At 68.4% G+C, this 15,732-nt stretch carries 16 protein-coding genes and 1 pseudogene; 6 read left to right on the top strand and 11 right to left on the bottom strand.

All coding sequences use genetic code 11. The features are described from left to right. Positions 1-221 precede the first annotated feature (221 nt). From OV287_RS28350 to OV287_RS28380, 7 genes are all read right to left on the bottom strand, one after another. Positions 222-1,037, bottom strand: a complete 816-nt coding sequence (locus tag OV287_RS28350; RefSeq protein ID WP_267537177.1) for a hypothetical protein — start codon at positions 1,035-1,037, stop codon at positions 222-224. Positions 1,038-1,103: 66 nt separating this feature from the next. Then, positions 1,104-1,907 carry a class I SAM-dependent methyltransferase gene (locus tag OV287_RS28355; protein WP_267537178.1) on the bottom strand — a complete coding sequence of 268 codons (804 nt, stop codon included), beginning with the start codon at positions 1,905-1,907 and terminating at the stop codon, positions 1,104-1,106. Positions 1,908-1,958: 51 nt separating this feature from the next. Next, entirely contained in the window at positions 1,959-4,127 is a 2,169-nt protein-coding gene (locus tag OV287_RS28360; RefSeq protein WP_267537179.1) for a sensor domain-containing diguanylate cyclase, read from the bottom strand. Between the two features lie 2 nt (positions 4,128-4,129). Beyond that, the gene (locus OV287_RS28365; protein ID WP_267537180.1) at positions 4,130-4,405 is read right to left on the bottom strand and encodes an FtsB family cell division protein; all 276 of its coding nucleotides are present in this window, start codon (positions 4,403-4,405) and stop codon (positions 4,130-4,132) included. Positions 4,406-4,482: 77 nt separating this feature from the next. Next, positions 4,483-6,291 (bottom strand): sensor histidine kinase, encoded by a 1,809-nt coding sequence (locus tag OV287_RS28370; protein ID WP_267537181.1) that lies wholly within the window; start codon positions 6,289-6,291, stop codon positions 4,483-4,485. A gap of 200 nt (positions 6,292-6,491) precedes the next feature. Next, on the bottom strand, positions 6,492-7,013 hold the full coding sequence (locus tag OV287_RS28375; RefSeq protein ID WP_267537182.1) for a TlpA family protein disulfide reductase: 522 nt from the start codon (positions 7,011-7,013) through the stop codon (positions 6,492-6,494). Further along, positions 7,010-7,453 (bottom strand): Fur family transcriptional regulator, encoded by a 444-nt coding sequence (locus OV287_RS28380; protein ID WP_267542431.1) that lies wholly within the window; start codon positions 7,451-7,453, stop codon positions 7,010-7,012. Before OV287_RS28380 ends, OV287_RS28375 begins: the two co-directional genes overlap by 4 nt. A 227-nt stretch (positions 7,454-7,680) precedes the next feature. On the opposite strand from OV287_RS28380, the gene OV287_RS28385 reads away from it, so the two are divergent. Continuing rightward, positions 7,681-8,907 (top strand): hypothetical protein, encoded by a 1,227-nt coding sequence (locus tag OV287_RS28385; protein ID WP_267537183.1) that lies wholly within the window; start codon positions 7,681-7,683, stop codon positions 8,905-8,907. A gap of 15 nt (positions 8,908-8,922) precedes the next feature. Further along, positions 8,923-9,021, top strand: a pseudogene (locus tag OV287_RS56235) (FmdB family zinc ribbon protein); the annotation flags it as partial. Positions 9,022-9,095: 74 nt separating this feature from the next. On the opposite strand, the gene OV287_RS56240 reads toward OV287_RS56235, so the two are convergent. After that, positions 9,096-9,260: a hypothetical protein gene (locus tag OV287_RS56240; RefSeq protein WP_308809855.1), complete on the bottom strand. Its 165-nt coding sequence runs from the start codon at positions 9,258-9,260 to the stop codon at positions 9,096-9,098. 300 nt (positions 9,261-9,560) lie between these two features. Between OV287_RS56240 and OV287_RS28395 the strand changes: the two genes are divergently transcribed. Then, positions 9,561-10,154 (top strand): hypothetical protein, encoded by a 594-nt coding sequence (locus tag OV287_RS28395; protein WP_267537185.1) that lies wholly within the window; start codon positions 9,561-9,563, stop codon positions 10,152-10,154. A 12-nt stretch (positions 10,155-10,166) separates the two neighbouring features. After that, positions 10,167-10,907: a hypothetical protein gene (locus OV287_RS28400; RefSeq protein WP_267537186.1), complete on the top strand. Its 741-nt coding sequence runs from the start codon at positions 10,167-10,169 to the stop codon at positions 10,905-10,907. 148 nt (positions 10,908-11,055) lie between these two features. Here OV287_RS28400 and OV287_RS28405 read toward each other — a convergent pair whose 3' ends face one another. Both OV287_RS28405 and OV287_RS28410 read right to left on the bottom strand, forming a co-directional pair. Beyond that, complete coding sequence (locus OV287_RS28405; RefSeq protein ID WP_267537187.1) at positions 11,056-11,793, bottom strand: PHP-associated domain-containing protein; 738 nt, start codon at positions 11,791-11,793, stop codon at positions 11,056-11,058. Between the two features lie 67 nt (positions 11,794-11,860). Then, positions 11,861-12,136 carry a hypothetical protein gene (locus tag OV287_RS28410; RefSeq protein ID WP_267537188.1) on the bottom strand — a complete coding sequence of 92 codons (276 nt, stop codon included), beginning with the start codon at positions 12,134-12,136 and terminating at the stop codon, positions 11,861-11,863. A gap of 209 nt (positions 12,137-12,345) precedes the next feature. On the opposite strand from OV287_RS28410, the gene OV287_RS28415 reads away from it, so the two are divergent. Beyond that, complete coding sequence (locus OV287_RS28415; protein ID WP_267537189.1) at positions 12,346-12,537, top strand: hypothetical protein; 192 nt, start codon at positions 12,346-12,348, stop codon at positions 12,535-12,537. Between the two features lie 583 nt (positions 12,538-13,120). Here the strand turns inward: OV287_RS28415 and OV287_RS28420 are convergent. Continuing rightward, positions 13,121-13,414 (bottom strand): hypothetical protein, encoded by a 294-nt coding sequence (locus OV287_RS28420; RefSeq protein ID WP_267537190.1) that lies wholly within the window; start codon positions 13,412-13,414, stop codon positions 13,121-13,123. Positions 13,415-13,722: 308 nt separating this feature from the next. On the opposite strand from OV287_RS28420, the gene OV287_RS28425 reads away from it, so the two are divergent. Then, positions 13,723-15,723 carry an alpha-1,4-glucan--maltose-1-phosphate maltosyltransferase gene (locus OV287_RS28425; RefSeq protein WP_267537191.1) on the top strand — a complete coding sequence of 667 codons (2,001 nt, stop codon included), beginning with the start codon at positions 13,723-13,725 and terminating at the stop codon, positions 15,721-15,723. The last annotated feature ends 9 nt before the right edge of the window (positions 15,724-15,732 follow it).

Here is a 15,732-nt window from a genome sequence, read left to right on the forward strand (position 1 = left end):
CCCGGCACGCCCGAGGCGCCCAGACCCTCTGTAGCCCGGCACACGGGCTGCATGAGACTCCAGGTGTAATAGGGGATGCGCCAACGCCCCATACGGGTTATCCATGATGCGCCGCCAGGGTTTCTCCCCCTCTCCCTGGAGGGCTCCTGCCCCGGACTCGGAGATCAACGTCTCCGAGTTCCGGGGCAAGGTTTTTGGGGCTCCCAGCTACCGGAGGAGGCTCACTCGCACGCGCCGCGGACGGGGGTGATGGAGAGCACCCCGGTCTGGTCGATCTTCATCGTGGTGCCCGCGATGGGGCCGGAGATGGCGCGCGCCGTGGCGATGAAGGTCATCGCCGGGCCCGTACCCGACAACTCGACGCGGTAGATGAAGCGGCACCCGCCGATCCACGAGCTGTCCGGGACAGCGGCCTGCGTCCCATTCGTGCAGCCCATGGGCACGAAGCCGATCTCCTCGAAGTTGCTCGAGTACCGGTCCTTCTCCTGCAGGAAGGCCCGCTCCGTGGTGAAGAGCGCCCGGATGGCCTGGACCCCCTCGCGCTGCTGGGCCTCGCACGTGAAGGACGCGGCCGGCAGACACTCGTCCCAGCCCACGAAGCGGCGAACACCACCGCGATCCAGCGAGAAGACGAGCTTGCCCCCCGAAAGCCTGCCAATCAGCAGCTTGACGCCCGCGGCCGGAGTGCCCGCGGCACCCTGGGCCACGGCGGTGAAGGTCGAGCTCTCCGGAGGGTTCGTCACGGCCGTCACCCGGTAGGCGAAGTGGCAGCCCGCCACCCAACCCAGCCCCGGCACGGGCGCGCGAGAGCCATTCGCGCACGCCGCGGGCTTGAAGCCCACCTCCGCCAGATTCTGGGAGAAAAGATCCCGCTCTTGAAGGGAGGCAATCTGCGCGTCGTGCAGCGCCCTCATCTCGCGGATGCCCTCGCAGTCGATGCTGCCACAGTCGACTGGCGTGCCCTCCGCCATCGCTGGCAGCGCCCACGAGAAACACAACCCTCCCACCACGGACAACCACCGCATCGTGCTCCGCATCGTGTGAACCCCTCCTCTGTGTTCATGCGAGCGTAGCCGGAGCCATCGCGGCTGCGCTGTAAGGACTTACCCGGACGAGACCGCTGGCACTCGCCCCCAGATCATGGAGGTGTAACGAGAGCCAGGCTCGGCCTCGAGCCCCAGCTTCTTCAGGTCGTCCGAGTACTTCGAGCCCTTCACCACCACCCACCGCCGAGCCACGCGCCGGGCCTCCTCGAGCGTCTCCGGTGTGAGGGGGGCGTGCTCGGCGAAGCGGCGGAGCATCTCGAAGGCGGGCTGGGACTTCTTGGGCTTCTCGAACATCGGATCGAAGAGGACGACGTCGAATGAGCCCGAGGGCAACGAGCGCAGGTACGTGTGCGAGTCGGCGTGCACCGCCTCCACGCGGCAGGACTGAGGTCCGTAGTCGTAGGCCGCGAGGCCCTCGGACACGACGGCGTAGAGCGCGAGGCTCTTCTCCAGCCCCACCACCTTCCCCGTGGGCCCGGCCACCAGAGCGGCCACCAGCGCGTCCTGCCCGAGCCCCAGCGTGCAATCGAGGAGGTGGTCTCCCGCGCGCAGCTCGGCCACGCGGACGAGGGCGTCATCTCCCCCCACCTGCCCCGAGAGGATCCGCAGCCGGCGCAGGTGGGCCATGCCCGGGTTGAAGCTGAAGGAGCCCTCGTGGTCCCAGAGCGTGACGCTCTCGCGCTCGAAGACGATGAGGGCATCCGCCGAGGACTCCAGCATCGGGCCGATCGGCTCCTTCTTGCGCCTCGGGATGTAGGGCAGGTTCCAGGTGCGCGCGGACTCGCGGGCCCGCTTCACGAGGGACTCTTCCGGCTTGCCGCTCGTGGTCACGGCGAGGGGAACTCGGCTCCGCTCGTTCAAAAGACCCTCACCCCAGCCCTCTCCCAGAGGGAGAGGGAGCAGACACGGTTCTCAACCCTCGACGGCCTGGAGCTTGCGGCCTCCCTGGGCCTCGGCCACCGTCACCGACAGGTTCCGGCCGTGCCGCTTCGCGTAGTACAGGCACTGGTCCGCCTGCTCCACCAGAACCAGCTTGTCCGTGCCGTGGTCCGGCGCCGTCGCGATTCCCAGCGACAGCGTCACCTTCAGCGGGCCCATCTCCGTCTGGAAGACCTCGGCCTTGATGGCCTCGCGGATCCGCTCGGCGATGACCTTCGCGCCCTTGGCCTCCGTCTCCGGCATCAGGATGGCGAACTCCTCGCCGCCGTAGCGCGCGACGATGTCCGTGTCCCGCGCCTGCTGCCTGAGGATGCGCGCCACGCCCTTGAGCACCTGGTCTCCCGTCAGGTGACCATAGGTGTCGTTGACGCTCTTGAAGTGGTCCACGTCCGTGAGGATCAGCGAGCACTTGCGCCCGTAGCGCCGCGAGTGGGCCAGCATCTCGTCCGCCTTCGACTGGAAGGTGCGGTTGTTGTACAGGCCCGTCATGCCGTCCGTGGTCGCCATGCGCTCCATCGCCTCGTAGAGCTGGGCGCGCAGCACGGCCTGGGCGGCCTGGATGGCGATGACCTCGAGCATCCGGAGCACGTCGTGGTCCAGCGCGGCCTTGCGGCGCGAGCCCGCCACCAGCGTTCCGAGAATCCTGTCGCCCGCGGTGAGCGGGAAGATCTTCAGGGCCCCCAGGCCGCGTAGCTGCGTCTCCTCGTCGAAGATGACCTGCCGGTCCATGGCCTTGATGTCGCGACCGGGCAGCGGCGCGCCGTAGCGCACCACGTTGGCCACCAGCCCGTTGTTGTCCGGGAAGGAGCGGCCCTCGAGCGCCTTGCTCCCCTGCGCGGTGACGCCCAGCATCCGCGCCACCTTGTGGACGCGCTTGCCCTCCTGCTCGTTCACGATGGTGACGGCGCAGAAGTCCAGCCCCGCGAGCTGCCGAGCGCTCTCCAGCACCGCCAGGAACACCTGATCCGGGCTGCCGGCGCGGTTGAGCTCCTCGATGGCCCGGAAGAACCGGTCCTTCTCGTCGCGCGTCTTGCGGATGTACGTCATCACCCGCTCCACCTCGATGGAGCGCAGCACCTCGGCGGCGATGGTGGTCAGCAGCTTCTCGTCATCATCCGAGAAGGGGTTGTGCGTCACCCGGTCGGCCACCAGCACGCCGCGAACCAGGCCGCTGCCGCCCTCGATGATGGGCACGGCCAGCACGGCCCCCAGGGTGGGCGCGCTCTCGTCGTACCAGGTGATGCCCTTGAGCCCATGGGCCGAGTGCATCCGCACCGGGGCCCGGCGCTTGAGCACCCCGCCCAGCATGCCCTCGCCCGCGTTGAAGCGCTCGCGCTGCACGCGATCCGAGGCGCTGCGGCAGTCGTACAGCTTCAGCCCCTTGTCGTCCGACGTCAGCAGGAAGGCCGCGCAGGTGTTCGTGTGCAGGGCCGTCTCGGCGATCTCCAGCGCGGCGCCCACCGCGCCCTCGATCTCCTTCACCGAGGCAAGCAGCCACTTCTCCTCGTCCTTCACGTCGGGCGGGTTGTCGTGGGAGCCGGAGCTGACGAGCCGGAAGGTGCGGGCGCGCTCCTCGACCTCCTTGATTCGCTTCTCCACGGCGACGTTCTCCGCGCGGCGAGCGGCGGCGATGCGGGCGGAGAGCACCAGGTGGTACAGGCCAGCGAAGAGCGCGAGGAAGAGCGCGTGAGTGAGGAAGGAGGTGACGCTGCGCTCGGGGCCCTGCAGGGTGACGAGCGCATCGAAGGCGAGCGCCATGCCGAGCAGCGCCAGGCCAGCGTTGCGAGGCAGGAAGGCCACCAGGAAGGCCATGACGAGGTAGATGAGGGGGAACACCCCACCCCCTGCGATGGCCACCACGATGAAGGCCGAGGCGATGAGCACCGCCCCCAGCTCCAGATCGTCCCGGAGGAAGAGCGGAGCGCCCACGGCGCCGCGGGTGAAGCGCCGCCAGCCCATGACGCCGAGCCCGGCGAGCAGGAAGACAACGAGGGAGGCCTCGGTCCAACCGAGCGTGTGCAGACCGCGGAAGCCGCCCCGGGCCAGGTGGATGAAGGCGGACAGCACGCCCGCGGCGGGCACGGCGCGGAGCAGGGACTGGAAGAGCTTGGAGACTGGAGGGATGGCCGAAAGCGCGGACACGGTTACTCCAGATGGAAGACGAGCTCGCCCGGCTTGACATAGCCGAGCTCCTCGCGCGCGGCGCGCTCGAGGGCGGCGGGATCATTGCGCAGCGCGTTGATCTCGCGAAGAAGGGTGGCGTTCTGCTCGGACAGGACGCGGTTGCGCTCCTGGATGGCCTCGACGTCCTGGCGCAGACGCAGGTAGCGGCGGAAGCCCTTCGCGTCCACCGCTGAAACCAGCGTGAGGACCGCGGCTACACACGCCGCAACACCGAGGAGCTTTCGCCGCACCGTCATGAGTGGCCGGAAGGTACCAGCGACGACTCCCCCGGCAAGAAATCCGCTCCAGACCTGTAGCGGGCGTCGCCCTCGCGCTACACGGGCTGCGGCGCCTCGTCCCCTGGGGCCAACTCTCCCCTGCCCTCGGCGGCTCGCAGCGGGAGCTGAACGGTGAAGGTGGCGCCCTGCCCCGGTGTGCTCTCGGCCACCACCTCCCCGCCCAGCGAGCGCACCACGTACCGGGTGAGGAACAGCCCCAGACCCATGCCCCCATAGTGCCGGTCCGACACACCCCGCGAGAAGCGATCGAAGATGTGCGGAAGCTGCTCCGATGCAATGCCGATCCCCTCGTCTCGCACCGTCAGCCGCGCCAGGCGCCCCTCCGCCTCCACGCGGAGGAGTACAGGCTGTCCCGGGCCAAACTTGAGGGCATTGGAGAGGAGGCTCGACACCACCTGCTCCAACCGGCGTGCATCCCACCGCCCCACCACCGGCACCGCCGCGTCCACCTCCAGGGCGCACCCCGCCCTCAGCGCCACCGGCTCGAAGCGCCGAGCCACCTCGCGCACCAACGCCGCCAGGTCCACGTCCTCCAGGCGCAGCATCAGCCTGCCCGTCCCCAGGTGGCTGGCATCCAGCAGATCGTCGATGAGCCGCGTCATCCGCTGCACCTGCTGCTGTCCCGACACCACCCGCGCCTCCACCCGGCGGGCAAAGGGCAGCTCCGGGTAGGCCCGCGCCTCGCGCAGCAGCACTTGCAGCTTCAGACTCAACGGCGTGAGCGGCGTGCGCAGCTCGTGGCTGGCCACCGAGAGGAACTCCTCCCGCAGCCGCAGCGCCTCCTGCGCCTCGGCCAGCAGCAGCGCCCGCTCCTCCTCCAGCGCCTTCCTCCGGTTGATGTCCTCGATGGCCGCGAGGACGTACAGGGGCCTGCCCTCGTCATCGCGCACCAGCGACGCGGAGAGGTCCGCCCACACCACCGAGCCCCCTTTGCGCAGGTAGCGCTTCTCGCACGAGAGGGAGGAGATCTCTCCGGCCATCAGCCGGCGCACGTTCGCGGCGTCCCGCGCGCGGTCCTCCGGGTGGGTAAAGTCCACGAAGCGCTGCCCGAGCAGATCCTTCGCGCTGTAGCCGAGGATGTCGCAGAAGCGCTGGTTGAGCAGCAACCAGCGCCCATCCAGCGCCACCTGGGCGAGCCCCACCGCCGCCTGGTTGAAGGTGGCGCGAAAGCGGGCCTCGCTGCGCTGCACCTCCTCCTCGGCCCGCCGGTGCCGGCGCAGGCTGCGCACCAGCAGCCCCCCGCAGGCGCCAGCGGCCAGGATCGCGCCGAGCATGGCCATCCCCAACCGGGTGACGGCGCGCAACCGGGTCCGCTCCTGCTGGCGGACGGCCTCCTGGAGCGATTCCTCCTGGAGCGCCATCAGCCGGGCGAGCTCCTCATCCAGCCCCACCCTCAAGGGGCGAAGCTCCATCTCGAACTGGAGCTTCAAGTCCTCGACCCGAGCCCCCTGCTCTCGCCGGGCCACGATGTGGTCCATGAGCGCCTGGATGGCATGTTGGCGCTCGCGGATGCGGGCCAATACCGCCCGCGCGTCCTTCACGGTGAGGGTCTCCTCGAGCTGCCTCAGCCGCACATCCCACTCCTGGCGGGTCTCCTCCAGCTCACGGAAGATGTGCGGCTCCGGCGAGAGCAACCAGGAGCGCGCATACCGGGCGCGCCGCTCGCTCAGAAACAGCAGGTGTTGCACCGCCTCCAGGTCGGCGGCTTCCTGCACCAGGGCCACGCCCTGCTCCTGGGTGACCGAGCGCAGCGTCAGCACCGAGGCGAACCCCACACCCAGCGCGAGCAAGATGGCCACCCACAGGGCCCCGACCAGCCCCCCGGAGAAGAAGGACGCTCTCATCCGGCCGCCCCTCGTCCCGGGCCGAGGCACCTGAACCCGCGCGTCACCGAGAACGGGCGCACACGAGACAACCGGCTGTCCGTTGCTCCCGCCATCGTGTTGCACCTCCCGTGTCCGGAGGCATGCACACGCCCCGTACCTGGGTGCAAGTCACGACCGGGAGGACCAGCGTCCAGGAGACAGAAGCCCGGGGCCGCGCTTCAGCGCCGCAGGAGTTTTTCCACCGCCCGCGACGTGTCCGTGTGGCCGGCCATGCCCTGCCACGCGCCGGCTACCTGCCCCTCCTTGTCCAGCAGGAAGGTGCAGGGCAGCGAGGGAATGAGCCCGAAGGCGCTGCGCCCCTGCTGCATGGGCTCGTCGGACACGAGCACCGGGAAGTTGAGCGCGTACTGGTCCGCGAAGGGCGCCAGCATCTTGGCCCCGTCCAGATCCAGGCCCACCAGCACCACCTGGAAGCCCTGGCGGCCGTACTCCTTCTGGAGGGCCTCCAGCGTGGGCAGCTCCGCCAGGCACGGGAAGCACCAGGTGGCGAAGAAGGACACCAGCACCACGCGCCCGGGCAGCCGGTTCCAGTCCAGGGGCGTGGGCCCCACCGAGGGCAGCATCAGGGCCCTCAGGTACGGGGAGACTCCCGAGCCGCTCTCGGGCAGCTCGGGCACCGTGCGGCACCCGGCCAGCGCCAGCACCAGGGCGCACCCCACCGCCAGGGCCGTGCGCCTCATGCCTCGCTCTTGGCCACGCCACTCCGCTGGCAGTTCCGGCACAGTCCGTACAGCTCCATCTTGTGCGATGTCACCGTGAAGCCGTGCTTGCGCGCCACCGCCTCCTGCATCTGCTCGATGCGGTCATCCTCGAACTCGACGATGGTGCCGCAGTGGGTGCAGATGAGGTGATCATGGTGGTGGCGGCCGGCCGCCGCCTCGTAGCGCGTCTGCCCGTCGCCGAAGTTGCGCGCATGGGCCAGACCGCACTCGTTGAGCAGCTTCATCGTCCGGTACACCGTGGCCACCGAGACCCGGGTGTCCTGCTCGCGCACCTTGTTCCACAACTCCTCGACGGACAGGTGACCGCCCGTAGAGAAGAAGGTATCGATGATGAGGCTGCGCTGACGCGTGCTCTTGAGCCCGTGCTGCGCCATGTACCGCTGGAGCACCTCGTCCATGTTCTGATTCACGGCCCTCCTGCCTCCCGAGCCACCTTCATGGCCCACGCACCCTTGAGTGTCCACCGGCCGAACGGTAATGGCCCCTGGCCCGCCCTTCGGGTGTGACACCGACTTGCATCATTCTCTGGCTGTTTAGATTGGGGCCCGTTGGATTCATTGACACCCGTCTGCCAGCAAAGATAGAGGCACCCAGCCTCGTAAACGAGCATTTTTCCGCAACTTTCATGAACAGTCACTGGCAGAGACAGCGGCAACCCGATGACGTGCCCACCCCGGTGGCAGTAGCCGTCTCCGACTACTGCAGGCGAGCCAAGGCTCCCGCAACCCCCACCGAGGTCCGCGAAGCGCTCGCCCTGCTGTCCGAGGCCGACGACTTCCGGGTACGTACCTTGACCGACACCGAGCCGGCGGCCACGCCGCTTGGCCCCTTCGCGGTGGTGGACGTGCTCAAGGGCACGGCTCCCGAGCTCGCCGCGACGCGGCAGGGGTGCGGTTTCTACGACGTGGTGCAGGAGCTGGCCCGGGTGCACGAGGAGAAGCGGCCGCCCGCTCTCCCTCCCTCCCCCGAGGTCCCCACCTTCGCCACGCCCACCTTCCAGGCAGGCGTGCCGGCCCCCGTGCCCGCGAAGCCGGAGAAGGCGCCCAGGTCCAAGGGTGAGACGGTCCAGGCGCGGATCGCCCCCCGCAAGCGCACCGCCGCCGAGGCGGTCCCGCCCGAGTTCGAGGAGGGGGAGGAGACGTCGACCTTCCTCAAGCGCGACCTGCCCAAGCCGCGCGGCCGCTTTACCCGCCTGGAGGCTCCCAAGACGAGCTACCAGGAGCTGACTCGCACGTCGGGCAAGGAGCTGGTGGAGGCGGCGATGGGCTCGAATGAGCACCGCTTCGCCCTGCTCAACTCCCTGGCTCAGCAGTACAACGGCAGCCGAGGGGACCTGACGCTGCAGGAGCTGGAAGGAGTGCTGATGGCTCACGGGTTGATGGAGGCCATGGAGAACCGCGAACGCACGGCCATCCTCAGTGCCTTCACCGACAACCGCGGAGCCACTGGCCGGGTTGCCTGGGCGCTGGGCCTCAGCCCCTCCGAGCTGCGTCAGCTCGAGGCCAAGGTCGGCATTTCCCGGGAGGTCGAGGATCTGCGCGAGCGCTTCCGCCGCGAGGCCCTCTCCGCGCGCAACCTGACCCAACGGTTGGATCTGCTGGGGCGGGAGAAGTACCTGGTGGACCTGGGAATCAAGAAGCGTTTCACGGACATGCTCCGCAGGGAGCTCGAGGTGCTGGTGCGCGACGAGCTTCCGGAGGCGAAGACGCTCGCCGAGCTCGCGGAGGTGGTGGCCCGCAAGCACGGCGCCCCTTCCGAGCTCGTGCTCCGTGCACTCGAGCGCCTGGGAGTGGCCGAGGGCCTGCGCAAGCGGGGCTCGGATCACTCCCCTCATTCCACGCCCCAGTCTTAGTGAAGAGGCCAAGCCATGCCCATCTACGAGTACGCCTGTAAGTCCTGTGAGAAGACGATCGATGTCCTGCAGAAGGTGAGCGACCCCACGCCTGAGACCTGCACCGCGTGCGGGGCCCAGGGCTCGCTGAGCAGGGTCGTCAGCCGCTCCAGCTTCGTCCTCAAGGGCGGTGGCTGGTATTCGGACCTCTACGGCTCCACCAAGAAGGACGGGAGCAGCTCCAGCAGCTCGCCGTCCTCCAGCTCCAGCAGCAGCCCGTCGCCCTCCAGCACCAGCAGCTCGTCGGACTCGGGCTCGAGCTCCTCCAGCGCCAGCAGCACCCCGAGCGCCCCGGCGGCGGCCTCTGGCAGCAAGAGCTGAGCGGCCGAAAAGTCGCGCGGGCGGCGGACCGGAGGGAGAGTGGCCTCGTGCCATTCCCTCCCTCCAAGCGTCCTCCCCGCCGTTGTGTGCTCTGTGGCCACCCAGAGCTGACCGACGCCCGTGGTCTGGGCCGTTTTCTGCTGGTGCCGGATCCCGATGGCCGTGGACCCGTGTGTCCGCCGCTGAAGGGCTGTGGTGAGCAGCGACGCGCTCGCGACACTGAGGCGCTGACGCCGAGCCCCCGCTGAGCTAAGGAAGGCGCCCTCCCGCGTATCCACGCCGAGGTGCGTCAGATGCTCGTTCCCCTGCTGCTCGCGTCGTTGCTGGCCACGTCCCCCGCCCCGGAGTCGGCCCCTGCCGCCGATCCGACGGTCTCCTTCGCCCACTCCATCGAGGGCCGCCACGCGCGGCTTCTGGAGGGGCTGGAGCTGGCGGCCACCTTCAAGCCCTCCGAGACGCCCCCGCTGCGCCTCACGGATGCCATGCGCTTCGGCCTCATGGACGCGCCCCTCCCCCTGGACACCGGAGGCGCCATGGACTCCGAGGTGAGGCAGGTCGCCGCGCTGCTGCTGGGGCTGTTCATCGGCTTCGGCACGGGCCACCTGCTGGTGAGGGATCAGGACGGCTTCATCCTGTTCCTCATCGTGGACGCGGCGATCATCGTTGCCAGCGCCGTCTTCCGGCTGGCCTTGGGCGGCTGGTTCTGGGGCCTGGGAGGCGTCGCGCTGCTCGTCTCGCACGTCATCCAGGGCATCGACGCACTGGGCAAGGCGGGCGGGCCGCGCATCGTGGAGGTCACGCGCCAGCGGGCGGTGGAGGTGTCGGACGTCTCGGGCGGACGCGACACCCCGCCCATCACTACCCGGGCTTTCGCCTTCAGCTTCTGACGGAGACCGACCATGACCCGACGCCTCGCCCTGCTCGTTCTCGTCTCCGGAGTGCTCGCTACCGGCTGCGCCAGCCAGACCCTGCTGAGCGCGGAGGATCGCTCGAAGCTCCAGCAGGATCTGACCACTGGCCCGACCGCGGCGCGCTACCTGCGGGCCTCCAGCTACATCACCCCGTTCTTTGGGGACGCCTCGAAGCGACTACTGACGCCCTACCCGCCCGAGGAGGTGCGGCTGCTCAACGACACCAAGGGCAACCCCATCAACCCCGGTGCGGTGCAGGCGATGGCGCCGGCGGGCACGAAGGTGCGCGTGCTGAAGGTGGAGTTCCCCACGGCCTGGGTGATGGCGGAGCGGGTGCTGTACTCACCGCGCACGCAGCCCTGGGTGTACCTGGACGTGGAGGGCGTACCGGCGGGGCCACCGGTCATCCTGGTGCTCCCGCCGCAGCTCAAGACGAAGGAGGAAGTGAAGGCCGAGCTGGACAGGCACCTGGCGGAGCATGATCCAGCGCCGAAGATGGCGAAGTTCCAGGCGCGCTTCCAGGAGGCCATCAAGCAGAAGAAGGTGCTCGAGTACATGCCGGAGGGAGCGGTGGAGATGTCCTGGGGACCGCCGGATCGCATCCGCCGAACGCTGGACGGACAGCAGGTGCACCAGGAGTGGATCTACCCGGGAGAGAAGCGCCGGGTGTTCATCACCGACGGACTGGTCACCCGGGTGGACGAGGGCACGCCAGCCGCAGCGAAGTGAGCGCATAGAGGACTGCTGCCCGTGGATGTCCCCTCTCCCTCTGGGAGAGGGCTAGGGTGAGGGTCGTCCCCAGCTTGAAACCCACGGGGCGAACACCCTCACCCCGTCCCTCTCCCAGGGGGAGAGGGTCAGACGCCAGGGCCACACGCTAGCGTTGGCGACGCCGTCCTCCGCCACCACCCCCGCTCCGACGCTTGCCACCCCCCCGAGAGGCCTGGGCCTCCCCCGGGCGGGTGAGTCGAGGCAGCTCGCCGGCCATGACTGGGAAGAAGTCCCCGGCCAGCAGCGCGGCCACGAGCTGCTCCTGCGTCTGCACGGGCTTCTTGAAGAAGGTGGCGCCATAGCCCACCTCGTCCAGGGAGCCCCGGGCGTCGCTGCCACCGGTGCACGGCAGCTTGAGCGTCTCGGAGGCCTCGACTGCGAGGTCATTGGCCGTCTGCTTCACGCGGGCGTTGTACCCCTCCACCGCGCACAGCAGCCCGCCCAGCGTGCGGACGTAGTCCATCGCGGGGTTGGGCGAGTCCCGGTCATACGGCCGAGCGGCCACGATGGCGGCGCCCAGCGAGCGCACCTTGGGCAGACACTCGGCGGCGCTCCACGGCTTCTCGCGGTTGCTGCCCCAGATCTGCACCGGCTCGGGAGCCCGCTCCGGCTTCGGGAAGAAGCACAGGTACTGGCCCCGGTCGGTGATGAGCTCGAGGCCGACGAAGACCTTCACCTTGGACTTCGCGCCGATCTCGAACAGCTCGTCACAGCCATCCTGGGTGTTGGTCTCGGTGAAGGCCACGCCGTCCAGACCGAACAGCGCGGCACGGTCCAGGACCGCGCGCGGATCCAGGTCGCAACCCTTCGACAGGTAGGAATGCGCGTGCAGATCGATGAGCATGGGCGCCGGTCCCTAGCAGGCTCCCGTGGGAGCTGTCGAGTGTCGGCGCACCCTGCCCCGCTCGAAATCAGGCGTAGGCGTAGCCCTGGAGCCCGGTGGGCTTGGCCTGGCCGTTCTTCTCCTCGTGGGTGCGGATGAGGTAGCCCATCAGCATGAGCGAGGAGGTGTTCTCCAGTACCCGGGAGGGATCCTTGGAGATGAGGTTGGCGCTGTAGTTGAGGAAGAACTGGGCGAGTTCCTCGCCTGCCTCCTTGACGATCAGCGCGTTGAGAGCGGAGGGATCCATGGTCCGGATCTCATTGATGAAGTCCACCGCCAGGTCCTTCTTCGTCTTGACGTCCACGGCCAACCCCCTTCGCCCAACCCCTTGCCGAGGGCCCGTCCCCCGGGCTTCCAGATCCAGCGACCCAGGGAATCTAGGCACGTCCCCCCTGGCGGGAAGCCCCGGGGCCAGCCCGGGTAGCTACAGGTAAGCTTTTTTGACACCTGTGAATAGCGCGCGATAACCTTCCTCACAGTCAGTACAAAACACAGCGCAAGGAGTGGAAGGCGATGTTCACGGGCGTGAAGGTGTTCTCCGCGACGAAGGCGAAGGAGCGGGAAGAGCTGGGTGAGAACGTCACCCGCTGGATCAGGAGCAACTCGGATCTGGAGATCGTCGACCGGGTGGTGGCCCAGTCGAGCGACAACGAGTTCCACTGCTACACGCTCATCCTGTTCTACAAGCACAAGTCGCAGCCGTAGCCGTCGCTGTCATCGCCCCTGGCCTCAGGCCAGGAGTGCCCCGCAGAGTCCCCTGTCCGCGCAGCTCGCCAGGGGTGCATTTGTTTTACCCTCAGCACGTACCGAGGCTGGCCCCTAGGAGCCGGCGGCGACCCGCCAACGGGTATTGCCCCCTCCCCTGCCGCCCGGGCACTCCTCGTACAGCCTCCGCCCCGCTGGAACAACAGTGAGGAGCCGAAGCGGCGCCTGCCGTGCCGTCGGCCCCTGTTTCCAGCACTATCACCGCGATGAGCACTCAAGACTGGCGCCCTCGACTCACCACCATTGATGACCCCATTGCGGAAGATCATTGGTCCCACACGACGCAGGAGGGAGAGACAAAGGTCTCCAGGATCGTCGTCGGCCGTCCGCAGCCACTTCCGGGTGAGGCGGATCGAGCGTGGTACTGCCCGCTCTCCATCGAGGGCTACCTCCCCGGCATCAAGTGCGTCATGGGGGTTGGCCCCGTCGATGCGCTCATGAATGCGATGACCCTCGTGCGGAGGTTCTTCGAGGAGCACTCCGATGTCACACCCAGGGCAGGAGTTCCGCCCAGGCAAGATCCTTAATGCCGGATGGGTGGGCCAAACTCAGCGCGGCAGAACACCTGGCACGCAGCCTTCCCCGCGTAGATCGCCGACCAGCACAAGGCTTTTCTCTTCTTGTTGTCGTCAGGAAGGTTCCGACAGAAGTCCTCAGCCTCCTCGATGCTCGCATTGCAGGCCTTCAGGCACTCGAAGACATTCTTCATCTCGATGGGGCCACCATCCGGTCGCTCCTCCTTCGGCTGATCCGCCAGCCCCCATGACGGATTCAAGAGCAAGCCAGCGATCAGCATTGCGTTCCACTTCTGCAGCAAGACCGACCTCCCCTCATTGAAGAGTCCTGGCAGCTTCGCATGCAGCTGCACGGGAGCCAGCCCGTCAAACCGGCCAGCGGGCAGCCAGGTACACGCACTCTTCCCGTCCCGTTCCCGCCTACCCGCTCGCCTAGCCCGGGCGCCGGACAGGGGAGCGGCCCATCCCGGCCGGTGTGCACCGTGCGGAGCCATTCCTAACGTTCACGGGCCAACGGGCCGGACGCCGGGAGCGTCCTGCATCAACGCATGGTGAAAGACAGCGCCGGGGCAGCGTGGCGCGGGGACCTATAAAGGGGCCGCCTGCATTTATGAGCGAGAGAATCGGAAGCACGGTCATCGAGAACGTCCGGCCGCAGCTGGACGCGGGACGATGGCCCGTGAAGCGCGTCGAGGGCGAGACCCTCACGGTCAAGGCCGACATCTACAAGGAGGGCCACGACGTCCTGGTGGCCGTGGTGCGCTGGCGCCAATCCGTGCCCAAGGAGCAGGCAACCGGGTGGGCCGAGGTGCCCATGGTCGCCAAGGGCAACGACCTGTGGGAGGCCGAGTTCCCCCTGGCGCGCAATGGTCGCTACGAGTTCACCGTGGAGGCCTGGCCGGACCTCTTCGCCACCTGGGTCTCCGAGATCAAACGCAAGGTGGACGTGGGCCGCGATGTGCGCAGCGAGCTGCTCGAGGGTGCCGCCATGCTCCGCGCCCACGCCGCGCGCGCCCAGAAGGCCGGCAGCCCCGAGGAAGCCAAACGGCTCACCGAGGCCACGGCCCTCTTCGACAAGGGCATGAGCCCCAACGCCATCGCCGCGGCCATGGATCCGGGGCTCGCCCTGACGGCCTCCAAGTATGCGGACCGCACCCTCGCCACCCAGTACGACCGCGTGCTCGAGGTCTTCGTAGACCGGCAGAAGGCGCAGTTCAGCTCCTGGTACGAGTTCTTCCCGCGCTCGACGCCCCGCGACGGCCGCACGCACGGCACCTTCCGGGATGCGGAGAAGTGGCTCCCCTACGTGCAGTCGTTGGGCTTCGACGTCATCTACCTGCCGCCCATCCACCCCATCGGCCGCACCGCGCGCAAGGGCAAGAACAACAGCCTCACCGCGGGCCCCGAGGACGTGGGCAGCCCGTGGGCCATCGGCGCCACCGAGGGCGGTCACAAGGCGGTGCACCCCAAGCTGGGCTCGCTGGAGGACTTCCGGCGCTTCGTCCAGGCCGCCAACGCGCTGGGCATCGAGATCGCTCTGGACCTGGCCTACCAGTGCTCGCCGGACCACCCCTACGTGAAGGAGCACCCCGAGTGGTTCCTCCACCGGCCCGACGGCACCATCAAGACAGCCGAGAACCCGCCCAAGCGCTACGAGGACATCGTCAACTTCGACTGGATGGGCCCTGGGCGCTCCACGCTCTGGCCCGAGCTCAAGTCGGTGGTGATGCACTGGGTGGAGCAGGGCGTGCGCATCTTCCGCGTGGACAACCCGCACACCAAGCCCCTGCCCTTCTGGGCCTGGCTCATCCGCGAGGTGCACTCCGTCCGGCCGGACATCGTCTTCCTCTCCGAGGCCTTCACCCGCCCCAAAGTCATGAAGGCCCTGGCCAAGCTGGGCTTCCAGCAGTCGTACACCTACTTCACCTGGCGCAACTTCAAGCAGGAGATGGAGGAGTACCTCACGGAGCTCACCTCGCCGCCCGTGTCCGACTTCATGCGCGGCAACCTCTGGCCCAACACGCCGGACATCCTCCCCGAGTTCCTCCAGCGCAGCGGGCCCGGTGGCTTCCGCCTGCGCGCCGCCATGGCCGCCACGCTCTCCAGCACCTGGGGCATGTACTGCGGCTACGAGCTGTGTGAGGGCACTCCCGTCAAGCCGGGCAAGGAGGAGTACCTCGACTCGGAGAAGTACGAGCTCAAGGCGTGGGACCTGGATCGGCCGGGCAACATCCGCGACTACATCTCCCGGCTCAACGCCATCCGCCGCGAGCACCGCGCCTTCCAGCTCTACTCCAACCTGCGCTTCCACCGCTCGGACAACGAGCAGGTGATGTTCTACACCAGGCGCACCCCGGACGGCTCCAGCCAGGTGTTGGTGGCGGTGAGCTTCGATCCCTTCCATGCGCAGGAGTCCGTGCTGCATGTCCCGCTGCAGGAGCTGGGCATTCAGCCGGATGAGACGTACCAGGTCCACGAGCTGATGACAGGCGAGCGGAGCCTCTGGCAGGGGCCCACCGCGCACGTGCGTCTCTCGCCCGAGCAGCCCGCGGCCATCTGGGCCGTGTATCGTTTCCGCCGCAGCGAACAGGCGTTCGACTACTACGAATGAGACCCCACC

The organism is Archangium lansingense, from assembly GCF_026626635.1.
GTDB classification, from domain to species: Bacteria; Myxococcota; Myxococcia; order Myxococcales; family Myxococcaceae; genus Archangium; species Archangium lansingense.